The organism is Achromobacter sp. (genome assembly GCF_049647645.1).
Lineage (GTDB): Bacteria > Pseudomonadota > Gammaproteobacteria > Burkholderiales > Burkholderiaceae_B > Achromobacter.
Window position 1 is genome coordinate 21,049 of record NZ_JBARYB010000161.1, and the last position, 22,815, is coordinate 43,863.

The window sequence follows — 22,815 nt, forward strand, 5'->3', positions numbered from 1 at the left end:
TGAATGGGCTGGGTTACCAGGACAGATGGAACATGGCTTTGGCCAGCAAGACGATGCCGACCATGTGACAGAAGACGCTGATGTGCACGCGCCTGCGCAGCGCGCTGTGCAGGCGCTGGCGCCGCGCCAGCGTCATGGCCGTGACCACGTGGACCAGCACGCTGGCGGCCAGCGCGATCTTGATCGACAGCAGCAGGCCGAAGGACGAGCTGCCGGGGCTGGCGAGTGCGCCGCGGTACTGCCAGGCCATGCCCAGGCCAGCCAGGTACAACGCGGCTACCGCCCAGGGCACCACGGCGCGCACGCGCGGGCCGAGCTGGCCCCCCAGCGCGCGGCGCACGTCGGCAGGCAGACGCTTTTGCACAGGCTCCAGGAACAGCACCTCGAAGGTCACGGTGCCGACGAAGACGAAGGCGGCGAACAAGTGCAAGACGAGCAGAATGGGATAGGTATTCATGGAGAGTCCGCTATCGGAAAACAGGGAATAGGGTCGGGCGCATGTGCCTCAGGGCTGCCCGCCGGCCGCCAACAGCAGCTCGCGCAGGCGCTCCGCCTCGGCTATGGGAACGCCGCCCGGCGTACTGCTGCCGGAGGACTCCGCCTGACTGTCCAGGGCAATGGGCGTGACGCTGCCCTGATGCACCATGACGCAACGGTCGACCAGCCCCAGCAGTTCTCCGGGGTCGTGGCTGATGCACAGCAAAGCCGCGCCGCTGCGGGCCAGCTCCTCGCCGCAGCACGCGGCGAGCTGGCGGCGCAACGCCGGGTCCAGCGCGCTGAAGGGTTCGTCCAGCATCAGCAGGTCTGGCGCCAGCGCCAGGGCGCGGGCCAGCGCGACGCGCTGCGCCATGCCGCCGGACAGCTCGCCCGGCCAGGACTGCATGGCGGCATCCAGCCCCACCCGAGCCAGCCATTGCGCAGCCAGGGCGCGTGCCCGGGCCGGCGCATGTCCGGCCCCGCGCAGTGGCAAGGCGACGTTGTCCAGCGCGTGCCGCCACGGCAACAGCCGGGGTTCCTGGAACATCAGCACGGGATGGCGGAAGCCGTTGCGCAAGGTTCCGCCGCTGGGCCGGACCAGGCCGGCCGCCAGGCGCAGCAGGCTGCTCTTGCCTGCGCCGCTGGGACCGATCAGCCCCAACCGTTCGCCGGGGCGCAAGCGCAGGTTCACGTCCTGCAGCACGGCCTGCGCGCCGTAGCGCAGCGACAACGATTGCATCTCAAGCATGGCTGGGCTCCATCCAGCGGCCCAGCCGGCGCTGCAAGGGTTGCAGGAAGGCGAATTCCAGCAAGGCCACCAGGCCCAGGATCAGCAGGACCCAGGCGAACAGTTCGGCGGTGTCGAAAGTGCTGCGGGCGTTGGCCAACGCGTAGCCCACGCCATTCTCCGCGCCCAGCACTTCGGCCATGACCACCAGCCGCACGCCGCCGCAGGCGGCGATCAGCAGGGCTGCCAACAGCGGCGCGCTGAGGGCCGGCAGATACAAATGGCGCAGGCGCAGCCAGGGACCGTAGCGATAGACATGGGTCATCTCGATCAGCTTGCGGTCCACGTGCAGCATGCCCTTGACCGTGTTGACATACATGCCGGGCGCCATCATCAGCGTGGTAATGAAGATCACCATGGGCGACCCCAGGCCGAACCACAGCATGGCCAGCACCACGACGACCACCGGCGGCATGGCCATCAGCAGCCAGCGCAGCGGTTCGATCAGGCCGCGCAGGCGCGCGCTGTGTCCGGCCAATACGCCCAGCGCGAAGCCGATGGACGCGCCCGCCAGCACCCCTATGCCGATGCGCATCAGGCTGACGCCTGCGTTGGCGAAGAACTGCGGGCTGCTCACCAGCGGAACGACGGCGCGCAACGCTTCCCATGGCGTGGCCATGAGCAGCGGACCGAGCTGGCGCGCAGCCACGTGCCACGCCAACAACAACAGCAGCACGCCAACCGCGCTCCAGGCGCGCGAGGTGCGCGCAGGCATGCCGAGGACGTGACCTTTGGAGTACGTGCTCATCGGACCGGCCCTCATGGTCCGTAGAAGCCGGCGGGCGGCAGGCCGCCCCCGATGGCTTGCGGGAAACGGCTGGCCAGCAGGCGGTACAGCGCCTCCAGCTCGGGGCGCGCGTCGCGCGCGCTGCGGCTTTGCAGGCGCGTGCCGCGAATGGCGGTCTCGATCGCCGCCAGGGGCAGATGCGGCAGATGCTCGCGCACCAGCGCGGCGCAGTCGGCGGGATGCTCTACGCACCAGCGCGCGGAAGCAGCGTAGGCCTGGTCCACGGCGCCGCACAAGGCTGCATCGCCCGCCACGCCGGCCGCGGCCATGACGCCGGCCTGCGGCAGCGTGGGCTGCGCGGGAAAGGCGGCGCTCCAGGCCTGTTCCAGGCTTTGGCCGCGATACAGCGCCGGCGCCCCTGCAGTCTGTTCGGCCCGCCACAACAGCAGCGAGGCCATGGGTTCGACCAGCAGCGCCTGCCCTGCCTGGCCATTGAGCATCAGCGCGATGGCGTCCTGTCCGTCGCGGGTGCGGCGCAAGGCGACCGGCGCCAGACCGCGCGCGGCATGCGCTTCCAACAGGGTATCCAGCAGCACGGCAGGCAGATCGCGCTGAAACGGCACCACCAGTTCGCGACCGGCCAGATCGTCGAAGGTGCGCACCGCGGGATCGCGGCTGACCAGCCACAGAATGCCCCATACGGAGATATTCAACAGGCGCACAGGCATGCCGCGGTTGTGCAGCAAGGCCGGCAGCGTGCTGGGAGCGGCGCTGAAATCCAGCTCGCCGTTCACCAGCAGCGTGCGCAACTGGTCCGGCGTCTGCCACAGGCGGAAGCGCAACTGTCCGGCGTGATCCGCCAAGGCGCCGGTGGCCGCCATGTGCATCAGGGGATAGCTGACCACGGCGCCGGGGCCTGCCAGCGTCAGGGCGGCGCGGCGGTCCGGCGACGCCGCGCGCAGGACGCCGGCCGCGGGCAACAGGACGGATCCCAAGGCAGCCGCGCAGAAGCGGCGGCGCATGTGCAAGTCATTCATTGAGTTTCAAATAAGAATTGTTATCGTTTAAGATTCTCCCATTCACACTGAAAGACCCAGAATGACAAATATCAATCTGGCCGGCGCGGCCGTGGCCGCGCTGCTGGCAAGACATCCGCTGCTGCAAGGACTGCCGCCTGGCATGGATCAGGAGGTCGCGGCCGACCTGCTGCGCGGCGCCAGTCCGCTGCGCGCCGAGGCGGGACAGATCCTGTTCGGCGAAGGCGACGAAGCCTCCAGCTACGTGCTGATAGAAAGCGGCCAGGCCGAGGTCATGCGCTACAGCTACAACGGCGACGAACGCGTGTTCCGCGTCTTCGAGCCGGGCCAGTTGATGGCAGAGGCGGCCATGTTCATGCCGCATGGCCGCTACCCCATGCAGGCTCGCGCCCGCAGCGCGCTGCTGGGCTGGCGCCTGGGTCGCCGGCAGCTGCACGATGCTTGCCGCCGCTGGCCGGATCTGGCGCTCAAGCTGCTGGCCGCGCTCAGCAAGAGCCTGTACGACCAGGTGAACAAAGTCGACTGGATGACTTCCAGCTCGGCGCCCGAGCGGCTGGCCAATTACCTCATGGGCCTGCACGAGCGCCAGGGCGCCGCGCTGACGCTGCCGCTGAACCAGCGCCAACTTGCCGCTCACCTGGGCATCCGCGCCGAAACCTTGAGTCGCCTGCTCAACGACTGGCAGACGCAGGGCTACATCAGCGGCAAGCGCCGCCAATGGGCGGTGCACGACTCGGCGCCCCTGGCCAGGCTGGCGACGACGGCGAAGCGACCGTTCTGACGGCTGGGCTGGGCCGGCGCCGCGTAGTGGCCTGCGATGATTCCAGCCGCAACGCCAATGACTTTCGTCATCGGCGCCACGGCGGTGCGCGTCGGACAATGCAGGCAGGCCCTCTCCCCTGCTCCCATGTCCGAATCCGCTCCTCCCCTTGCATCTGTCCCGGCTGCCCCTCCGATAACCGAAGCAGACATCCGGCAACTGGTGCACCGCTTCTACGCGCAAGTGCGCCAGGACGAAACGCTGGGTCCGATATTCAACTCCCGCGTGGCGGACTGGGACCAGCATCTGGAGTTGTTGTGCGACTTCTGGTCGGCGCTGCTGCTAGGCACGCGCCGCTTCAAGGGCGCGCCGATTCCCGCGCACGCGCGCATCCCGGATCTTTCCTGGCCGCTATTCCAGCGCTGGCTGGCCTTGTTCCATGGAGTCACCGCCGGGCTCGGCCGGCCGGCCTTGCAAGCCCAGGCCGACGCCATGGCCGAACGCATCGCGGCCAAGCTGTGGAGCGTGTGGCAGCAGCGCCAAGATCTGCCGAGCCTGCCCGACTCGCTGCCTGAAGGCGTGCGGCCCTACCGCGACAGTCCGGTGTTCACGCCCGAAAACCTGCCGGCCGGCTTGCGCGCGGCGCACACGACCAAGGCCGGCACCTGGGGCTTGTTGAAGGTGCACGCCGGCGTACTGCGCTTCACGCTGGATGATCCGCCGCACGCTGAAGTGGTGCTGACGGCCGGACAGCAAGTCTTGATAGAGCCGCAGGTGCGGCACCATGTAGCGTTCGAACTACCGGGCAGCTTTCAGATCACGTTCTGCCGCGCCGAGGGTCCGGAAGACGCAGCCTGACCGGGATCGCCAAAGGCTGCGCCGTCACGCCACGGCGCAGCCTTCCCCAGGTACCGGCGAGCCGCCGCGACTTCAGCTGGCTGCAACGCTGAGATGCTCATATAGAATCGCCGCCCCTATTCCCATCAGCGCAATCCCGCCCAGGATCTCGGCCCGTTTGCCCGCGACGCTGCCCAGCACCCGCCCCAGCATGACGCCCAAGGTCACCATCAAGGTGGTGGCCAGGCCGATGGCGATGGCCGCCACCATGATGTTCACGTCCACAAATGCCAGGCCCACGCCGACGGCCATGGCGTCGATGCTGGTGGCCAGGCCGGTTGCTGCCAGGAGCCAGAAGGAATGGCGAGTGACGGGCGCGGCGTCTTCGTCGTCCTGCTTGAGGCCGTTGCGTATCATGAGCAAGCCCAGGATACAGAGCATCGCGAAGGCGATCCAATGGTCCCAGGCAACCACGTACTTGGCCGCAACGGAGCCCAGCGCCCAGCCTATCACTGGCGTGATGGCTTCGATCACACCGAAGATCAGCCCGGTGCGCAGGGCTTCCGGAAATCGGGGTTTATGCAGCGCGGCGCCTTTGCTGATGGCCGCGGCGAAGGCGTCCGTGGACATGGCGAACGCGAGAACGATGATGGCGATGGCATTCATTTGAGGAAAGATCCAACTGGGCGGAAACGGCACGGGTCTTCCGCGCCGCCCAGCGTCGCGCGAAAAATCCGTGGTCTCGCCAAGCATGGATGCCGCTTGCGCCATGGCCAAGAAAGCCAAGAATGTTGACGCAAGCCCTTGCGCAAACGGCCGAACCCGGCCGGGCTGCAAAGAGGCTACTCCCCAAAGAGTAAAGGCAGTCTAGCAGAGCCTGCCGACGCGTGTGTTACACCTGCATTTCCCGAGAATTTCGAGCGCCACGCAGGTACAGGCTTGGTGACGCCGATTTCACAGCGGCTGAAATGACGTGGATGCACCCGTGACCCAAACCGAATACGCAACCGAACTGCTGCGCATCCTGCGCGCCCATGGCGCGGCGGCCAGCGCCACACTGGCGGGGCTAATCGCCGCCCTGCCGCCCAAGGCGCGCGAGATCCAATTCGTGGTATTTCCCGACCAGGACGGCGAAGGCACGTTTTCCGTGGTGGCCAGCCTGGACGGCCCGGATCTGTTCGTTCTCAACAAGGCCATCGAAGGCCACCGCTATCTATTCAACGTCCGCCATACGGAAGACGGCATCGAACCCGAGGTGCCGCTGTTCGGGTCGGACGAAGCCGGCTTCAACGTGCAGGACGTCATCGTCGACACGGCGATGCAATGGGTGGCGGAACTGTGGGCCGCCAGCGGCCAGGGCCGTTCGCCGCTGCCCGGGTTGGTGTATGGGGAAGAAGGCTACGGAACGCGCGAGCCGCTGGTGTTGCCGGCATAGCTGCTCGGCACGATCCTGTAGGGCGCTGCGGCCCGTCGCTTGAGCGAACCGCGCTCACCAGGTCAGGTAGAACATCGCCTTGGCCAGCACCACGATAAGCACCATGTGGCAGAACACGCTGACATGCATGCGTCGGCTCAACGTCCCCGTCAGGCGCTGCCGCCGCGCCAGCGTCAGGGCGGTCGCGACATGGACCAGCACGCTCAAGGCCAGCGCGATCTTCAGCGACAGCAGCATGCCGAAGGACGAGGCGAACGGATCGGCGAGCGCGCTGCGATACTGCCAGGCCAGCCCCAGGCCGGCCAGGTACAGCGCCACGACCGACCACGGCAGCACGGCACGCACCCGCGGCGCCAGCTGACTGCCCAGCGCGCGGCGCACCTCGGGCGGCAGGCGCTTGTGCACGGGCTCCAGGAACAGCACCTCGAAGGTGACGGTGCCGACGAAGACGAAGGCGGCGAGCAGGTGCAGGATGAGCAGCAAAGGGTAGGTGTTCATGGCTGCGTATGGGAATGACCAGCAATCGGGATTGTCTCATCCGCGCCGTTCGCTGCCACATGACAAACATCAAACTCCCCCTGCTGGCGCTGGGCGCGCGACCTACGCCTGATCCTCACCGCCCCCGCAACCCCGATCAGAACTTGTAGCTCACCTTCATCCAGACGTTCCGGGGCGTTCCGTAGTTGTAGCCGTTGTAGCCCCCCAGGCCGCTGTAGTAGTACTTGTCGGTGAGGTTTTCCACATTGATCGAAGCGGCGACGTGCTTGTTGAACTCATAGCGCGCCATCAAGCCGAACAGGGTGACGCCGCCCTGGCTGGCGCGGCCCAGGCCGCTGGCTTCGTCGTAATAGATGCCGCTCTGGTAGCTGACGTTGCCGCCGACCGTAAGCTTGTTCCACTCGCCCGGCAGCCTGTAGCTGGCGGCGAGGCGGAACAGCCGCTGCGGCGTGCTGGGCAACAGCAAGCCGCCTTCGGCGTCGCGCTTGGCAAAGTAGGTGTAGCCGCCCATCAGCTGCAAGCCGGGCGCCACTTCGCCGGCCAAGGTCAGCTCGAAACCCTTGCTGCGCGCGCCCTTGACCGCGCGGTAGGGTGTGCTGCCGTCCGGCAGCGGCGGGCTCGACGGGTCTTCGACCGCGACGTTTTCTTCCTGGGTGCGGAATATCGCGAAGCTGGAATTCAGCTTGCCGTCCAGGTGTTCGCCCTTCAGGCCGATTTCATAGTTCTGCCCGGTCTGGGGAGGCAGCACGACATTGCTGGCGTCCCGCGACGTGGTGGGAATGAAGATCCGGGTATAGCTGGCGTAGGCGGAGAAGTCCTTGGTTACGTCCACGACCAGGCCGGCATAGGGCGTGAAGACGCCGTTCTCCTTGGCGGTGGGGTTGGTGGTCCAGAGATTGGCGGGGCCGTTGTAGGACGATGAGTTTTCCTCGTACCAGGTGGTGCGGGCGCCAAGTATCACCGACACCGGGTCTGCCACCTTCAGCCGCGCCGAACCGTAGATGGCGGTTTCCTTCGCGTCCAGGAAGGTGTTGAAGAAGGTATAGGGCATGGACGGCCTGGGGACGTCGCGCAGTTCGTAGAAATTCACGGGACGGCGGTCCCAGCCGGCGGGATTTGCCGAGTTCAGATTGAGTTCGCTGGTGTAGCGGTTGTAGCTCATTCCCAATACCGCGCGGTGCTCCCTGCCAAACGCCTGGAATGGCCCTTCGGCGTAGACATCGAAGGATTTGTTGGTCGAGTTTGCCGGGTTGTCGCGCAATTCGATGGTGGAGGCGCCGGACGGATCTATGGGCCGGTATGCCAGCAGATAACCCCAGGCCGCCCGTCTTTCGTTCTTCAAGCGGCTCGCATCCATTTTGATGTGCCACCCGCTGTTGAAGCGGTGATCCAGCGTGGCGAATATCCGGTCCGTGTACATGTCCCATTGGCTCCAGGGCGTCACGGGGTTGAAGGATCGGGGAAGATTGGTGCGCGTGCCGTCGCTGTAGAACAGCGGCGCCTGGCCGAAGTTGGCGCCGTCGATAGCGGTCTTCTGATGTTCGTAGCCGAGGCTGACCGTGGTGCCCGGCAGGATGTCGGCTTCAAGAATGCCGTAGAAGACATCGTCGGACCGCTTCTTGTAGTCGATGAAGCTGTCGCCCGCTGTGCGTGCGGCGACCACCCTGCCGCGCAGCGTGCCGGCGCTGTTCAGCGGACCGCCCAGATCCACCTCGGCGTTGTAGCTGTTCCAGCGGCCGACGCCGGCGGTCACATGGCCGGCGAATTCCGACGTGGGGCGCTTGCGCACCAGGTTCACCGAACCGCCGGGCTCGCCCACGCCGTTGAGCAGGCCCGCGGCGCCGCGCACGACTTCCACCCGGTCGTAGATGGCGGTGTTGATCATGCCCGCTTCGGCGGACGGCGTTTTGAACGACAGCGTGGGCACGCCATCGAGCATGGTGTTCAACGCGAAGCCGCGCGAAGTGAACTGCACGCGTTCATCCAGACGGTCGACGGCGATCCCGGGCGTCTGCCGCAGCACCTCGTCCAGCGTGTTCAGGTTCTGGTCGTCCATCTGTTGCCGCGTAACGACACTGATGGATTGCGGGGTTTCGCGCAGCGACAGCGGCATGCGGGTGGCGGCGCTGGTCGCCGGGACGGTGTAGGAGCCCGTGCCCTCGGAGGGACCTTCCTCGCCCGCGCCGGTGACGGTCACGGCGGGCAAGGCCGTGACCTCGCTCTGCGGCAGTTTGCGCAGGGTATAGCCGCCGTCGGCGCGGCGCGCCGGCTCCAGGCCGCTGCCGGCCAACAACTGGCGCAGCCCGTCCTCGAAGCCATAGCTGCCGCGCAGTCCGGGCGATTGCAGGTCGCGCGTCAGGGCGGGATCGAACGACAGCAGGACGCCGGCCTGGGCGGCGTAGGCCGAAAGCGCCGCGCTGAGCGGTCCGGGCTCGATGGCCACGCTGACCTGCCCGGCGGGCGCCTGCGCATGGGCGGGCGCCATCACCCCTGCCAGCGGCAGTGCGAAAGCGCCTGCCGCGAGCAGTGCAGGGAGGGAGACGCTTGCGCGCAACAGGGGGAACTGAGGGGGCATGACATGCACTCCAGATGTTGGTCTTACCCTCGTAGCCAGATAAGACGCGCAAAGTGCTAGTCGCCGTTACAAAATAGTCTCGCCGCGCGGCACCAGCGACACCCAGTAGCGGGTGCGATAGCGCAGGCCGAGTTGCAGGGTGTCCGCCACCGTGGCCAGCACCCGGTCGGATTCGCCCAGCGGGAAGGCGCCGGATATGGGCAGGTGCGCCACTTCGGGCGCGCAATCGATCCAGCCAGTGCGGTAGCGTTGGAGTTCGCGCAGAAATTCATTCAATGGCATGCCGTCGACTTGCAGCATGCCGCGCTGCCAGGCGGAAGGATCGCCGGCCAGCGCCTCGGCGCTGTCGATATGCCCGCCGGTAAAACGCAAGCCCATGCCCGCCGGCACGATGCGCGCCGCATCCGCGGGTGCGCCAGGCAACGCCACGCGCACGGCCCCTTCCAGCACCTGCACCGCCGATATGCCGTCGTCGCGCCTGACCACGAAGCGCGTGCCCAGCGCGGTGATGCTGCCTTCGCGGGTACGCACGATAAAGGGCCGCGCAAGCTGCTGCGGGTCTGGGGACGTTTCAATCAGGATTTCGCCGCCGTGCAGCGCGATCAGCCGCTGCTGGGCATCGAACAGGACGTCCATGGCCGTGGCGGCATTGAGCACGATGCGGCTATGGTCCGCCAGCAGCACCTCGCGCCGCGCGCCGACCGGCGTGCGGTACTGCGCCACCCAGCCGCGCCAGGCTTCATCGACCTGGACATAGCCGATCGCCCCCCCGGCGCCGATCAACACCAACAGCTTGCCCAACGCTGCCCGGCGGGCGGATGAGCGCGGCCGCCCCAGCACCGGCAGCATGCCCTTGGGCAGCGCCTCGAAACGGCGCGTCAGGGCTTCGGTGCGCAGCCAGGCGCGCTCGTGTTCGGGATCCGCCTGGCGCCAGGCCTGCCATGCGTCCCGGTCCGCCTGGCTGACGGCGCCCGCGGTCAGCCGCAGAAACCACTCCACCGCGCCGTCCAGCGCTTGCGGGTCGATGCGCCCTGCCTCGCTGGCGCTCACGGCGCGAACTCCAGGCATTGGCGCAAGGCGCGCGCGATGTACTGCCGTACCGAGCCCACCGACACGCCCAGCGCCTGGGCGATGTCCGCGTGCGTCAGGCCTTCAAGCTGGCAAAGCAGGAATGCGCGCCGCACCGCGACGGGCAAGCCGTCCAGCATGGCATCGATCTCGCACAAGGCTTCCAGCGCCAAGGCGCGCGACTCGGGCGACGGCGACTGCGCTTCCGGCAAGTGCGCCAGCGTTTCCAGGTAGGCGCGTTCGAGGTCCCTGCGCCGCAGGTGGTTGACCATGAGGCCGTGCGCGATGGTCGCCAGATAGGAACGCGGCTCGCGGATGTCGCCCGGTTCTCGGCGGGCCAGCACGCGCAGATAGGTGTCGTGCACCAGGTCGGCGGCGTCGAAGGCGCATCCCAACTTTTTACGCAGCCAGCCCTGCAGCCAGCCTTGATGTTCCTGGTACAGCGCGTGCAGGGGATGCCGCGGAGAGGGGTCGGAGGCGGCCATGAAGACGCACGGTTATAAATGAGAATAACTATAATTTACAATATTGTGCCCGCGCCGGGTGAAATGACTGCGCCCGGCCGCTGTATCCAGGGGCCGGGCGCAATCGGGAGATTCAGGAGGGAAGCTGGCGTCTTACTTCTTGGACGCGTCCTGCTCCACCACCATGTCCAGTACATACACCTGCTTGGGCGCGTCCGCAGGCGGATTCTTCCAGTCGTAGCGCTTCACGCGCAGCACGGTGCGCACGCCGTCCTGGTGCTGGAAGCCTTCGATGGACTGATACAGCGGATGCCACTTGTCCTTGGTCGGCTGTTGCACGCCGGCTTCGTTGTAGCGGCGCTCACGCACCATCAGGCACTGATAGTTGGGAATCAGCGGATGGCTGCACTCGGTCTTCTTCGCGGCGACTTCCAGGAACATGATTTCGCCGGCGCTGCCGTACAGGGTCTCGGGCGTGGGTTCGCCGACGAATTTCAGGACGCTGCCGTCCTGCGCGACCAGCTCCAGTCCGGGTTCGGAGGCATGTCCACTGAGCGTGGCGCGCAGCTCGCCCTTCATGCGCTGGCCGATTTCGGCGTCCAGGCGCATCAGGCTTTGCTCGCAGGCCTTCATCGTGGAGGCGAGATTGGCCACTTGCAGCACGCCATTCTTGTAGGTGTAGCCGCCGAACTGCGCATTGCAGCCGCCGCGGATGTTCAGGGCATCCTGCGAGAACGACAGGCGCAGCTGGTGTTCGACGCCGGCCTGGAGCGCGGCGATGGGCTTGCCTGCCGCGTCGGTGGCGGAAGCCAGGCGCCAATAGTAGGCGGGCAGATTCACGTCGGAGCTGGCGGGCGAGGTGGCGGTATTGGGCATGGAGGACGATCCTTCACGGGGAGAGGAGGTCGGAGCGCAAGCTTGCAGCAGCGCGGCGCATACGGACGCAAGGAGGATGGTTTTCTTCATGATTCGTTCCTGTCAGCCGGATGGCACTGATGAAAAGCGGGATTCTACGTTCGCAGAATGGACGTTTTGGACTCAGCGCCATCCAGTCGGTTTCAAAATCTTGCCGCAGATCCGGCCTGAAAAGCGCGAGGGAGGATGCTCGCATGACCGGATTCCCTCTCCTGCGACATACGCGGCCGCGGCCCGCAGGCGAGTGTCCCCAGCCCTCACCCAAAACTTACAACAGGAAACATTACCCGCAAAATACTGCAAGTATTGCCAACAGCCACCCTTCCTGCCGGCAATGTGCAGAAATCAGCATGAAATCTCGCCAACACCCGGGTTGCCCCACTTGCGAGGCCTATTCGGGCTTAGTTGGCTTGCGGATACGCCGCACTGGTCAGGCACGCCCGGGCCCATTCGTAATCGTCGTCGCCAACGATCTCTCCATCGATCTTGGGCAGCGGCTTGGCGGGATAGGAAAAGTCCCGCGGTTGCGGCTTCATGTTCCATTTTGTCTCGCCCGCGGTATCGGAGCATGCCTCGTCCGAGTTGCTGAAGGAGCATGACGCCGCCAGTTGGGGCTTGCCGTCCACCACGTTGGCGACATAGCGCTTGGTATAGACGCTGCCCGTGGCCCAGTACTCGTCGACGGAACAGATGCGGTCCTTGTGCTGGTAATGCCGCGTCGCGAAGCAGCCGTAGTAGGCATGTTCGCCCGGCAAGAAGTCGCATGAAGTCGAGTAGCCGGCGTACGCGCCGCCAGTGAATTGCGCCTGGAACTGCTTCTGGCTGAGCGCGCGGCTGATCAACTCCGGCGACGAAGCGCCCTTGCGCGCGGCCTTGAGTTCGGCCGTGCGGTCGCGGATCAGCTCGCGGGCGAATGCGGCGACCGTCTTGCCGCCGGGAACCGCGCCCGGATCCTCGATCAGGTTCGCGAGCGCCTCGTCGCGCGCCGCGATCCAGCGTTTCTGGTTGTGCGCCAGCATGGCGCGGATGTCGCCATCGGGCGCCTGCTTCAGTATCGCGGCATAGGCGCGGTTCAGTTCGGCGTCCGCCGATACCGTGTTCCGGTCCGAGCAGATCAGCTTTTCCACGGCGCTGGCGGCCTTGGCGCAATCGATCGCGTAGGCGGGCGCGGCAAGCGCGCAGAGGCTGGCCACGCACAACAAACGACCCGCGGAGATTCCAGATTTCATGTGACGTTGCTCTTTGAGAATGCGCTGCACAGCATCCCGATGCGTGCAGACCATGTGGTCTGCCATCGCCAGGCGACAGCAAGGCTGCAATTTTGCACGGGACTTTTTAACAGACTGGCAACAGAGTTCAACGCTCTGCAACGGCGGCGGCGGATTGCAGGCCTGTTGGAATATTCCGCTTCCCCAACTCGTCTACTCGGTGGCAAGCCGCGTAAGAGACGACGCGGCGCGCCACCGTTCAACCAGCCGATCGCGCCGGATGCCCGGCGTCGGTCCGCGCAGAAATGGAAGTCTTGATATGAAGTCGATCAGATCGTTTGCCTGCGGCCTTGCGCTGGCCTGCACCGCGGCCGGCAGCGCCTGGGCCGCTCCGAGCCTGAACGTGTACGGCCCCGGCGGCCCCGCCCCCGCGATGAAGGAAGCCGCCGCGGCGTTCGGCAAGCTCCACGGCATCGACGTCGCCGTCACCGCGGGCCCGACGCCCGCCTGGGCCGACAAGGCCAAACAGGACGCCGATGTGATCTACAGCGGCGCCGAAAACATGATGAGCGGCTTCGCATCGGCGCTTCCGGGCGTGTTCGAACTGCGCGAGGCCCGCACGCTGTACCTGCGGCCCTCGGCCATCCTGGTGCGCCCGGGCAATCCCAAGGCCATCAAGGGCTTCAAAGACCTGCTCAAGCCGGGGATCAAGGTCATGGCCGTATCCGGCGCGGGCCAAACCGGCCTGTGGGAAGACGTGGCGGGCCGGCTTGGCGACATTGGAACCGTGCGCGCCTTCCGCGCCAACCTGGTGCTGCCGGAAGCCGGCAACAGCGCCCAGGCACGCAGCCAATGGACCGAGGACAAGACCATAGACGCCTGGCTGATCTGGAACATCTGGCAGGTATCGAACCCCGACCTGGCCAGCGTGGTCGAGGTGGAAGAGCCCTACCGCATCTATCGGGATGCAGGCGCCGTCGTCACCAAGCAAGGAAAAGGCAAGCCGCAGGCGCAGGCCTTTGTCGACTTCCTGACCGCGCCGGAAGGCCGCGCGATCTTCAAGAAGTGGGGTTGGAAGACCGATTGAGTTGCATCAGCCGCCCCGCCCGCCCACTCAGGTCTTGACCATGGAACGGGGCAGGTTGATCAGGAAATCCGCCAGTCCCTTGGCCCCCTGGGCCAAGGAAATGTGGCGCATCATCATCTGGTGCGCCCGATCCGGATCGTTGGCCAGGATCGCCTCCAGCAGTTCGCCGTGTTGCTCGTACGAGGCCCGCACCCGGCCCACCGCGCTGAATGCATGGCGCAGGTACGCGCCGGTGCGGGCGCGCAGGCTCAACAGTTCCTGCCGCAGATAGGGGTTGCGGCAACCCCGGTACAGAACCTCGTGGAACGCGTGATTGGCCTCGCGCCATCCCTGGGCGTCGTCGGCTTCCACCAGCGCAGCTGCCTCCCTATGGATCCGCGCCAGTTCCTGGCGCTCTTCCGGCGACATGCGCTGACAGGCCATGCGCGTGCAAACGCCCTCCATCTCCGCCATCAGCTCCCAGATGGCCAATAGCTCCTGCACGTCCATCCTGGCTACTTCCATGCCGTTGCGCGGCTGGCTCGCCAGCATGCCTTGCACTTTCAGCTGAATCAGCGCTTCGCGCACCGGCGTGCGTGAAGCGCCGAAGCGCGCGGCGAGCTCCTGCTCGTCTATCGCATCGCCAGGCAGCAAGACGCCGGCGCGGATGTCCTCCTCGACGGCCAAGCGGATCCGTTCACTGACTTTCATTCTTTCCACATATAAAAATTCGGTTGCTGTAAATTATCCCTTGTTCTATAAATATATTTATAAAGATTCAAAAAATACATTGCAAGGGAAAATCATGAATGCTCCAGATCAGGCTGAAACGGCCGCGCCCGCCAATCCCGGCGCGGCCTCATGGGCCCGCGGCTTGCGCGAACTGCTGGCGCTGCAAGGCGTGGAGGCCAGCGAGGCAGAGGCTCGCGGCGTCGCCAAGACGCTGATGCGCCTGGCGCCGCCAGCCCGCCCGCCGGAGTCCTTGCGATGACGCCGGCCGGGCTGCCCGCCAGCATTGCGGACCTGCGCGCCGCCCTGCAGCGCGGGGAGGTCGGCCTGCAGGAAGCCCTGTCGAGGCAACATGCCGCCTTCGCCGCCGACACGCGGCATAGCTGCGCCGCCGTGTTCGATGCGCCCAAGCGCTTGCCGGATCCATCCCTGCCGCTGGCTGGCGTGGGCCTCGCGCACAAAGACATCTACACCCTCGCGGGCCGCGCGCCAGGCTGCGGCGCCAAGCCGGCTCCGACCACGGCGCGCGGCGCCGCCGCAACATTGATCCGCCGCCTGGACCTTGCGGGCAGCCAATCCCTCGCAGCCCTGGTCATGGCGGAACATGCTTGCGGAGCGACCGGCGAGAATCCGCACTACCCGCTGCCCTTGAACCCGCTCGATGCGCAGGCTGCAGTGGGCGGTTCTTCGAGCGGCTCCGCGGTCGCGGTCGCCGCCGGCTTGTGCTACGGCTCGCTAGGTTCGGACACCGCCGGATCGGTGCGCATCCCGGCCGCGACTTGCGGCATCCTGGGGCTCAAGCCCACCCGGGGCCTGCTGCCTACCCGCGGCATCGCGCCCCTGGCTCCCAGCCTGGACACCGCAGGCATACTGGCGCGCAGCGCCTCCGACGCGGCGCTCCTGCTGGAAAACCTGGTCGTTCCGGCGCAGGCCCGGCGCCTCTTTCCCCAGGGCGCAGGCGCGCTGGCCCAGGCGGCTGCAACAGCGGACTCGCGCGTCGCAACGTGCTGGGAGCACCCGAATCCGGCCGTCATCCTGGATGAAGAGGTTCGCCGGACTCTTCAAGGCGTGGCGGACGCCCTGCCGCCACGCATGGCGGCGCCGCCGGTCAAGCTCGCGGATCTGCCAACGTGGAGCCGGCTCGCGGAAACCTTGCTGCACGCCGAAGCCGCCGCCGTACACCAGGCCGCTCTTCGTGGGCAGGCGCCGCCACTGGCGACGCTCACGCGCACCATCGCCCTCGCCGGCGCGGCGCTGCCCTCCCCCTGGTACATCGACGCACTACGCCAGCGCAGCGCCCACGCCCGCCAATTCGTTGCAACGGCGCTGCGCCATGCCGACCTGCTGCTGACGCCCGCGCTGCCACGCGGCGTGCCGGACTGGCGGCAAGTGCTGACCGACTCCAGCGAATTCGAGCCGCGCCGGCTGCTGGACCTGTTCTCCTGGATGTCGTTCGTCAACTACCTGGGACTGCCCGCGATCGTCTTTCCCATCGGTCTGGATCGCCGCAAGCGCCCTATCAGCATTCAGGCGATCGCCCGGCCCGGGCAGGAAGCCCGGTTGCTGGCGTTCGCCCGCCACGTGGAGCAGGCGCGCCCCAGCGCGGCTCCTATCCTTCCCTCCACTCCTTGAAGCCGAGACCATGCCACAACTCTCCGCCTCGCCAGCCCTGCGGCGCTTTCGCGTGCTAGACCTTTCCCGTGTGCGGGCCGGCCCCACTTGCGTGCGCATGCTCGCGGATTTCGGCGCGGACGTAATCCGTATCGAACCGCCGCCCGGCGTCGATCCCAACGAGGCCATGTTCGCGGCCGACCGCTGGAGCGGAGATTTCCAGAACCTCAACCGCAACAAGCGTTCGCTGACGCTCAACCTGAAGAAGCCCGAAGGGCTGGAGGTCTTCAAGCGCCTGGCCGCCGAAGCGGACGTGGTCGTGGAAAACTGGCGCCCGGACGTCAAACAGCGGCTCGGGCTCGATTACGAGTCGTTGCGCCAGATCAACCCACGCCTGATACTCGCCAGCATTTCCGGATTCGGCCAGACAGGCCCCTATGCAAGACGGCCGGGATTCGACCAGATCATCCAGGGCATGGGCGGACTCATGTCGGTCACCGGCCTGCCAGGCCAGGGACCCGTGCGCGCCGGCCTGGCGGTGGCGGATTCGAGCACGGGCCTCTATGCCGCGCTGGGCATCCTGACGGCCTTGCTGGAACGCGAGCAGTCTGGCCAGGGCCAATGGGTCCACGCATCCCTGCTCCATGCCCAGATCGCGATGATGGACTTCCAGGCGGCGCGTTACCTGAATGACGGCGACATCCCCCGCCAGGAAGGCAACGACCATCCGACCAGCAGTCCGATGGGCCTGTTCCACGCGAACGACGGCATGTTCAATCTGGGCGCCGCCGGCGAAGGAAACTGGAAACGCTTCTGCGCGGCGCTGGAACGCCAGGATTGGGAATCGGATCCGGGGTTCGCCACCGAAAAGCTGCGCGTCGCCAATCGCCAGCGCCTGAACCGCGAGATCCAGGCGGTTTTCCTGAACGCGGACGTGAACCATTGGGTCACGCTGCTGAACGAGGCGGGCGTACCCGCGGGCCCGGTCTATTCCGTGCCACAGATGTTCGAGGATCCCCAGGTGCGGCACCTGGAGACCACCCGCGCCTGCCCCGCCTGGCAGGGCGGCGAACGCACGCTGATCACGCAGCCGGTCACCCTGGCCAGGACGCCGGCGGACATCGCCCGCACTGCCCCGGGCTGGGGCGAACATACCGCGGAAATCCTGCTCGAAGCCGGCTACGCCGACGCTGACATCGAGCGCCTGCGCGCGGCCCGCGCCATCTGACGCCCATGCGGAATCAGCCATGACCCAGACCACCACTTCCGCCGCCGGCCGCTTGGACATCGAGTCCGAAGGCAATATCTTGCGCGTGCGCATCGTCAATCCCGCGCGCTACAACGCCATGTCCCTGGCCATGTGGGAAGACCTGGCGCGCGTGCTGCGCGATACGGAAAATACGGCGGGCGCGCGCGCCGTCGTGCTGATGGGCGCAGGCCAGCGCGCCTTCGTGTCCGGCGCCGACATCTCCGAATTCGCCTCGCAGCGCAAGGATCCCGCGCAGGTCGCCCGCTACGACGCGGCGGTGGCCGCAGCCCTGCGCGCCTTGGGCGCGTGCCCGCTGCCAGTGATCGCAGCGATACGCGGCATCTGCATGGGCGGCGGCATGGCGCTGGCGCTGGCATGCGACCTGCGCTACTGCACGCCAAGCTCGCGCTTCCGGATGCCGGCGGGCCGGTTGGGCCTGGGCTATGCGATGGAGGGCCTCCAGCGCATGCGCGACATATTGGGCACGGCGCGCACCGCCGACCTGTTCCTGACGGCGCGTACCGTCGACGGCCAGGAGGCCGCGCGCATCGGCCTGGTGCAGGAAGTCTATGCCGAGGACCTGTTCGAGCAGGCCGTCGCCCTGCGCGTCAGCGAAGTGGCGGGCAATGCGCCGCTTACCTTGCGCGCCGCCAAGATGGCCTTGCGGCACCTCGCCGGCGAGCCCGCGGCCCCGTCCGCGCAGGCGGTGGACCAAGCCGTGGGCAGCTGCTTTCTCAGCCAGGATTACCAGGAAGGGCAACTCGCCTTCCGCGAAAAAAGACCGCCAGTCTTTACCGGAGGCTGAGCGCAAGCGCGCCCGGCTTCTTCCTGGCGCGGCGCCGCCGCGCCGCCCGCAGTGTTTATCAAGCAACAAGGGGAAAATGCATGAAAACGCTCCATAGGATGACCCTGGCCGGCGCGCTCTGCGCCTACGCCGTGGCCAGCCACGCCGTCGGCCCGCGGCCAGCGCCCGCGCCGCAGAAGCAGACACTGACGGTGGGTTACGTCAAGGTCGGCCATCTTTCACCCATCATCTTCGTCGCCGACGAGCTGAAGGCCTGCAACGTGGAGGTCAAGCCCGTCGAATTCGTACGCTACGCCGACGCCCGCACCGCCCTGCTTTCCGGATCGGTCGATGTCTCCGGCATCGGCCCCGCGGACCTGGCCATCGCACTCGCCCAGGGCAGCCAGAAACTGGTCGGCCTGTCGGGAGTCGCGTCCTCGCCCAAGTACCTGGTGACGCGCAAGGGCGTCAAGATGGACGATTGGAAGGACCTGGCCGGCAAGCGCATCGGCATTGCGCCGGGATCCGCCGTCTGGTTCCAGTGGGCCGCCATGCTGGCCGAGAAGGGCGTGCCGTACAACACCTTTACCGCCGTCAACATCCAGGGCGGCGGCACGGCCTTCGTCCAGTCGCTGCAACGCGGCGACGTCGACGCCGTCGCCTTGTGGGAGCCCTTCGAGTCGCAGCTGGTCGCCGACGGCACCGCCTTTTTCGCCAAGAATCTCGAATACAGCCAAAGCAAGGCGGTCGGCGCGGAGTTGGGACTGCTTGCCGCCACGCGCGATGCGCTGCGCGACAAGCGCGAGGCGGTCAAGTGCTTCCTGTGGGCCTACAAGAATGCGGAGGAAAGGCTGGCCAAGGATCCGGAGGCGTTCGCAGAAGCCTATTCCAAATACACCGGACTACCCTTGGACGTCACGCGCGAGTCGGCCAAGCTGATCAAGCTCGGCGGCGTGCTGGACCTGGAGCAGATGCGCCGCCAGGCCAAGACCTTCAATGAACTGGGCGTCATTCCCAAGGATGTGAGCGGGCAGATCGATACGGTATGGGACGCCGCCTTGCTCAAGGAAATCATGTGATTGCGCTGCCGGCGGCGGGCTTCGACGCCAGCCGCCGGCCAGGGAGATGCAGGTGAACGCTTCAACATTGAAATACGCAACACCGATCCGCCGCTCCCGCCGCGTGATCGGACAGGCCGGGCTGGCCCTGGCCGTGCCCACCCTTATCCTGATCGTCTGGCAGTGGGTGGGGCAGTCCCCGGACATGGCCGGCGTGGTGCCCACGCCGGTCCAGGTCGCCCGCGCCTGGTATGCCTGGATCTTCGGTTCTCCCGGCATGGGTCTGAATCCCTATCAGGGAACCTGGATGGGCAACGTGCAGTACTCGGGCATGCGCGTGCTGCAGGGCTTCGCCCTGGCGATGCTGCTGGGCATCCCGCTGGGCCTGACCATAGGCTGGAGCCGCCTGGCCTCGCAGACGCTGGACCCGCTGATACAGGGGTTACGGCCGATTCCGATCACGGCCTGGCTGCCCTTCTCAATCGCCCTGTTCGGCATACGCGACATGGGTTCGATCTTCCTGATCTTCCTGGGCGGCTTCTACGCCATCGTCGTCAACACCACGCAAGGCGCCCGCGACGTCGACCGCAATCTGGTGCGCGCAGCCAGCATGATGGGCGCCTCGTCGGCCCAGTTGCTGCGCCGGGTCGTGCTGCCCGCCGCCATGCCGGCCATTTTTACCGGATTGCGCATCGGCCTGGGCATTTCCTGGACGGCGGTGATCGTCTCTGAAATGGTGGCCGTGAAGTCCGGCCTGGGCTATGTGCTCTGGGACGCCTACTACGTCGGCCGCATGGACATCGTGCTGGCGGACATGGTCTCCATCGGCCTGATGGGCTTTCTCAGCGACCGTCTGATCGTCATCATCGAGCGCCGTGTCCTGGTCTGGCGCATGCTGCAGAATCATTGAGGATGCCATGTCTGATATCTCGGTTTCGAATTTGAGCAAGACCTATCCGGGGGCGACCCCGGTGCTTGCTCTGGACCACATCGACCTGCATGTGCCCGCAGGCGAATTCGTGGCCCTGCTCGGGCCCTCGGGCTGCGGCAAATCCACCTTGCTGAACCTCATCGCCGGTTTCGAATCGCCCTCGTCGGGTGTGCTCTCGGTTGACAGCAAGCCGGTGTCGCGCCCCGGTCCGGAGCGCGGCGTGGTATTCCAGGAAGCAGCGCTGTTTCCCTGGCTGAACGTGTGGGAAAACGTGGTCTTCGGCCCCAAGATTGCCGGGCAGCCGAAGGCCGAGTACGCCGAGCGTGCGGAAGAAATGCTGCGCATCACCGGCCTGTCGGCATTTACCCGCCACCTGCCCATCCAACTCTCGGGCGGAATGCGCCAGCGCGTCGGCATCGCCCGCGTGCTTACGCTCGGATCCAAGGTGCTGCTGATGGACGAGCCCTTCGGTGCGCTGGACGCGCAGACGCGCCTCACCATGCAGGAACTGCTGCTGTCCGTCTGGCAAAAGCTGCGGACCACGGTGGTATTCGTGACGCACGACATCGACGAAGCCATCCTGCTGGCCGACACCATCTACGTCATGTCGGCCCGCCCGGGGCGCATCGCCACGCGCATCACCGTGCCCATCGAGCGCCCGCGCTCGCTCGACTTGATCACGGGTGAAGCCTTCAACAGCCTCAAGCGCGAGATCCTCGGAAAAATGCGGCACTGACCCAGCGGACCCATCATGTCGACACCCCGTATTCCCCATGCCTTTACCGCCGATCTTCCCGCCCTCGCCGACACGGCACAGGGCAGGATCATGGTGCACCTGGTCATCAACGTCGAACACTGGCCGTTCGATCAACCCATGCCGCGCACCATCATCACCCCGCCGCACGGGCGGGAAACCGTGCCTGACGTGCCCAACTTCAGTTGGGCGGAGTACGGCATGCGCGCCGGCCTGCCGCGCATGCTCAACGCCATCCAGGCTCGCGGCCTGCCCGCCTCCACCAGCTGCAACGCCAGCGTGATCGACGCCTACCCGCGCGCGGCCGAAGCCATGCTGGCCGCAGGTTGGGAGTTCATCGGCCACGGCATGCACCAGAAGTCCCTCAACCAGGCGGAAGCCGAAGGCGCGCTCATCGAGGCCTGCCTCGAGAAGCTGCGCACCTTCACCGGCAGCCGTCCGCGCGGCTGGCTCAGCCCCGGCCTGCGCGAAACCCCCGACACCCCCGACCTGCTGGCCGAGGCTGGCGTCGAATACGTCTGCGACTGGGTTCTGGACGATCTGCCCAATTGGATGCGGGTCAAACGCGGCTCGCTGATCCAGATGCCCTACAACCTGGAACTCAACGATTCGATCATCTACGCCATCGAAAAGCACTCCTCGCCGGAGTTCCTGCTAAGGCTGACGCGGACCCTGGCGCTGTTCGAACGCGAATGCGAGACCCAGCCCCGCGTGCTGGCGCTGGGCCTGCACCCACACCTGATGGGCGTGCCGCACCGCTACGGCTACTTCGAGGAAATGCTGGACCTGCTGATCCAGCACCCAAAGGTGGACTTCATGACCGGCAGCCAGATTGCCGACTGGTTCAAGGTCCGCCGACCCGTTCCCCCTTCCTTCCTCTGATTGCCATGCCTACCGCCCTCACCCATGACGGTTATCGCCTGCACATGGAAGAAGCCGGACAAGGCTCGCCGGTCGTCTTCGTCCACGAGTTCGCCGGCAATCACCTCAGCTGGGAACCGCAGCTGCACGCTTTCGCCCGCCGCCATCGCTGCATTGCCTACGCCGCCCGCGGCTATCCACCGTCCGATGTACCGGGCGATCCTGCCGCCTACTCTCAAGAAAACGCAGTCTGCGATATCGCCTCCGTACTGACGGCTGCCGGCATCGATCAGGCCCATATCGTCGGACTGTCCATGGGCGGCTTTGCCGCGCTGCACTTCGGCCTGGCGTACCCTGAGCGCGCCCGCTCGCTCACGATTGCGGGCGCCGGATACGGCGCGCTCACGCCGGACCACGCCGCCTTCCGCGAGGCCTCGCTGCAAGCGGCCGAACGCTTCGAAGCGCTGGGCAGCGCAGGGTACGGCCCGACCTATGCCGCCGGGGCGGCGCGCGTCCAGTACCAGAACAAGGATCCGCGCGGCTGGCAGGCATTCGCCGACGCGCTGAGCCGTCACGACGCCGCAGGCGCCGCGCTGACGCTGCGTGGCGTCCAGGGGGGCCGTCCGGCGCTCGATACGCTGGCCGGCCCGCTGCGCGGGCTGAACGTGCCCGCGCTCATCATCGCCGGCGACGAGGACGACCATGCTTTGGAACCAGCGCTGTTCCTCAAGCGCGTGCTGCCCTGCAGCGGCTTGCTGGTGTTGCCCAAGACCGGCCACACCTTGAACCTGGAAGAGCCGGAAGCCTTTAACCGCGCCGTGCTGGACTTCATCGCCATGGTCGAGGCAGGCCGCTGGACGGCACGCGATCCGCGCGCCTCGGGCGAGGCCATGAAGCTCGCATGAGCCTCGTTCTTGAACTCGCCCGAATCTGCGCGCGGCCCGCGACGCCGGCGGATCGCGCGCGCGCCGCCTTGCACGTCGC

The 22,815-nt window shown here is 66.7% G+C and carries 25 protein-coding genes and 1 riboswitch; of the genes, 13 read left to right on the plus strand and 12 right to left on the minus strand.

All coding sequences use genetic code 11. The features are described 5' to 3' along the window. Positions 1-13: 13 nt before the first annotated feature. The 4 genes from WBB14_RS19110 to WBB14_RS19125 are packed head-to-tail and all read right to left on the minus strand — an operon-like array spanning position 14 to position 3,028. Positions 14-457: a CopD family copper resistance protein gene (locus WBB14_RS19110; protein ID WP_424241225.1), complete on the minus strand. Its 444-nt coding sequence runs from the start codon at positions 455-457 to the stop codon at positions 14-16. 48 nt (positions 458-505) lie between these two features. Beyond that, positions 506-1,225: an ATP-binding cassette domain-containing protein gene (locus WBB14_RS19115; RefSeq protein WP_424241226.1), complete on the minus strand. Its 720-nt coding sequence runs from the start codon at positions 1,223-1,225 to the stop codon at positions 506-508. Next, the gene (locus WBB14_RS19120) at positions 1,218-2,012 is read right to left on the minus strand and encodes an ABC transporter permease (protein ID WP_424241227.1); all 795 of its coding nucleotides are present in this window, start codon (positions 2,010-2,012) and stop codon (positions 1,218-1,220) included. The genes WBB14_RS19115 and WBB14_RS19120 overlap by 8 nt, the downstream gene beginning before the upstream one ends. An 11-nt stretch (positions 2,013-2,023) precedes the next feature. Then, positions 2,024-3,028, minus strand: coding sequence for an ABC transporter substrate-binding protein (locus WBB14_RS19125; protein WP_424241228.1), 1,005 nt, complete (start codon positions 3,026-3,028; stop codon positions 2,024-2,026). 61 nt (positions 3,029-3,089) lie between these two features. Between WBB14_RS19125 and WBB14_RS19130 the strand changes: the two genes are divergently transcribed. Continuing rightward, entirely contained in the window at positions 3,090-3,809 is a 720-nt protein-coding gene (locus tag WBB14_RS19130; protein ID WP_332015561.1) for a Crp/Fnr family transcriptional regulator, read from the plus strand. A gap of 201 nt (positions 3,810-4,010) precedes the next feature. Next, positions 4,011-4,646 (plus strand): DUF1971 domain-containing protein, encoded by a 636-nt coding sequence (locus WBB14_RS19135; RefSeq protein WP_424241229.1) that lies wholly within the window; start codon positions 4,011-4,013, stop codon positions 4,644-4,646. 72 nt (positions 4,647-4,718) lie between these two features. Here WBB14_RS19135 and mntP read toward each other — a convergent pair whose 3' ends face one another. Beyond that, complete coding sequence (mntP, locus tag WBB14_RS19140; protein WP_424241230.1) at positions 4,719-5,291, minus strand: manganese efflux pump MntP; 573 nt, start codon at positions 5,289-5,291, stop codon at positions 4,719-4,721. A gap of 6 nt (positions 5,292-5,297) precedes the next feature. Beyond that, positions 5,298-5,488, minus strand: a riboswitch (yybP-ykoY riboswitch). Between the two features lie 122 nt (positions 5,489-5,610). Between mntP and WBB14_RS19145 the strand changes: the two genes are divergently transcribed. After that, on the plus strand, positions 5,611-6,060 hold the full coding sequence (locus WBB14_RS19145) for a DUF6389 family protein (protein ID WP_424241231.1): 450 nt from the start codon (positions 5,611-5,613) through the stop codon (positions 6,058-6,060). Between the two features lie 54 nt (positions 6,061-6,114). Here the strand turns inward: WBB14_RS19145 and WBB14_RS19150 are convergent, their stop codons facing one another. The 6 genes from WBB14_RS19150 to WBB14_RS19175 form a co-directional block, all read right to left on the minus strand. Next, positions 6,115-6,558 (minus strand): CopD family copper resistance protein, encoded by a 444-nt coding sequence (locus WBB14_RS19150; RefSeq protein WP_424241232.1) that lies wholly within the window; start codon positions 6,556-6,558, stop codon positions 6,115-6,117. Positions 6,559-6,694: 136 nt separating this feature from the next. Continuing rightward, positions 6,695-9,133, minus strand: coding sequence for a TonB-dependent siderophore receptor (locus WBB14_RS19155; protein ID WP_424241233.1), 2,439 nt, complete (start codon positions 9,131-9,133; stop codon positions 6,695-6,697). 66 nt (positions 9,134-9,199) lie between these two features. After that, positions 9,200-10,183, minus strand: a complete 984-nt coding sequence (locus WBB14_RS19160) for a FecR domain-containing protein (protein WP_424241234.1) — start codon at positions 10,181-10,183, stop codon at positions 9,200-9,202. After that, complete coding sequence (locus WBB14_RS19165; protein WP_424241235.1) at positions 10,180-10,686, minus strand: sigma-70 family RNA polymerase sigma factor; 507 nt, start codon at positions 10,684-10,686, stop codon at positions 10,180-10,182. The genes WBB14_RS19160 and WBB14_RS19165 overlap by 4 nt, the downstream gene beginning before the upstream one ends. 132 nt (positions 10,687-10,818) lie before the next feature. After that, on the minus strand, positions 10,819-11,631 hold the full coding sequence (locus tag WBB14_RS19170; protein ID WP_424241236.1) for a DUF4377 domain-containing protein: 813 nt from the start codon (positions 11,629-11,631) through the stop codon (positions 10,819-10,821). A 350-nt stretch (positions 11,632-11,981) separates the two neighbouring features. Then, positions 11,982-12,809, minus strand: a complete 828-nt coding sequence (locus tag WBB14_RS19175) for a lysozyme inhibitor LprI family protein (protein WP_424241237.1) — start codon at positions 12,807-12,809, stop codon at positions 11,982-11,984. 298 nt (positions 12,810-13,107) lie between these two features. On the opposite strand from WBB14_RS19175, the gene WBB14_RS19180 reads away from it, so the two are divergent. Further along, entirely contained in the window at positions 13,108-13,875 is a 768-nt protein-coding gene (locus WBB14_RS19180) for an extracellular solute-binding protein (protein WP_424241238.1), read from the plus strand. A 27-nt stretch (positions 13,876-13,902) separates the two neighbouring features. On the opposite strand, the gene WBB14_RS19185 is transcribed toward WBB14_RS19180, so the two are convergent. Then, positions 13,903-14,565 (minus strand): GntR family transcriptional regulator, encoded by a 663-nt coding sequence (locus WBB14_RS19185; RefSeq protein ID WP_424241239.1) that lies wholly within the window; start codon positions 14,563-14,565, stop codon positions 13,903-13,905. 94 nt (positions 14,566-14,659) lie between these two features. On the opposite strand from WBB14_RS19185, the gene WBB14_RS19190 reads away from it, so the two are divergent. The 9 genes from WBB14_RS19190 (at position 14,660) to WBB14_RS19230 (ending at position 22,736) form a co-directional block, all read left to right on the plus strand. Then, positions 14,660-14,845 carry a hypothetical protein gene (locus tag WBB14_RS19190; RefSeq protein ID WP_424241240.1) on the plus strand — a complete coding sequence of 62 codons (186 nt, stop codon included), beginning with the start codon at positions 14,660-14,662 and terminating at the stop codon, positions 14,843-14,845. After that, positions 14,842-16,215 (plus strand): amidase, encoded by a 1,374-nt coding sequence (locus tag WBB14_RS19195; RefSeq protein WP_424241241.1) that lies wholly within the window; start codon positions 14,842-14,844, stop codon positions 16,213-16,215. The genes WBB14_RS19190 and WBB14_RS19195 overlap by 4 nt, the downstream gene beginning before the upstream one ends. Before the next feature lie 10 nt (positions 16,216-16,225). After that, positions 16,226-17,422, plus strand: a complete 1,197-nt coding sequence (locus WBB14_RS19200) for a CaiB/BaiF CoA transferase family protein (RefSeq protein ID WP_424241242.1) — start codon at positions 16,226-16,228, stop codon at positions 17,420-17,422. Positions 17,423-17,441: 19 nt separating this feature from the next. After that, the gene (locus WBB14_RS19205) at positions 17,442-18,248 is read left to right on the plus strand and encodes an enoyl-CoA hydratase (protein ID WP_424241243.1); all 807 of its coding nucleotides are present in this window, start codon (positions 17,442-17,444) and stop codon (positions 18,246-18,248) included. Between the two features lie 80 nt (positions 18,249-18,328). Then, complete coding sequence (locus WBB14_RS19210) at positions 18,329-19,306, plus strand: ABC transporter substrate-binding protein (protein ID WP_424241244.1); 978 nt, start codon at positions 18,329-18,331, stop codon at positions 19,304-19,306. Positions 19,307-19,358: 52 nt separating this feature from the next. Continuing rightward, the gene (locus WBB14_RS19215; protein WP_424241245.1) at positions 19,359-20,195 is read left to right on the plus strand and encodes an ABC transporter permease; all 837 of its coding nucleotides are present in this window, start codon (positions 19,359-19,361) and stop codon (positions 20,193-20,195) included. A gap of 7 nt (positions 20,196-20,202) precedes the next feature. Next, on the plus strand, positions 20,203-20,952 hold the full coding sequence (locus tag WBB14_RS19220) for an ABC transporter ATP-binding protein (RefSeq protein WP_424241246.1): 750 nt from the start codon (positions 20,203-20,205) through the stop codon (positions 20,950-20,952). Between the two features lie 15 nt (positions 20,953-20,967). Continuing rightward, positions 20,968-21,852, plus strand: a complete 885-nt coding sequence (locus WBB14_RS19225; protein ID WP_424241247.1) for a polysaccharide deacetylase family protein — start codon at positions 20,968-20,970, stop codon at positions 21,850-21,852. 5 nt (positions 21,853-21,857) lie between these two features. After that, on the plus strand, positions 21,858-22,736 hold the full coding sequence (locus WBB14_RS19230; protein ID WP_424241248.1) for an alpha/beta fold hydrolase: 879 nt from the start codon (positions 21,858-21,860) through the stop codon (positions 22,734-22,736). Positions 22,737-22,815 lie beyond the last annotated feature (79 nt).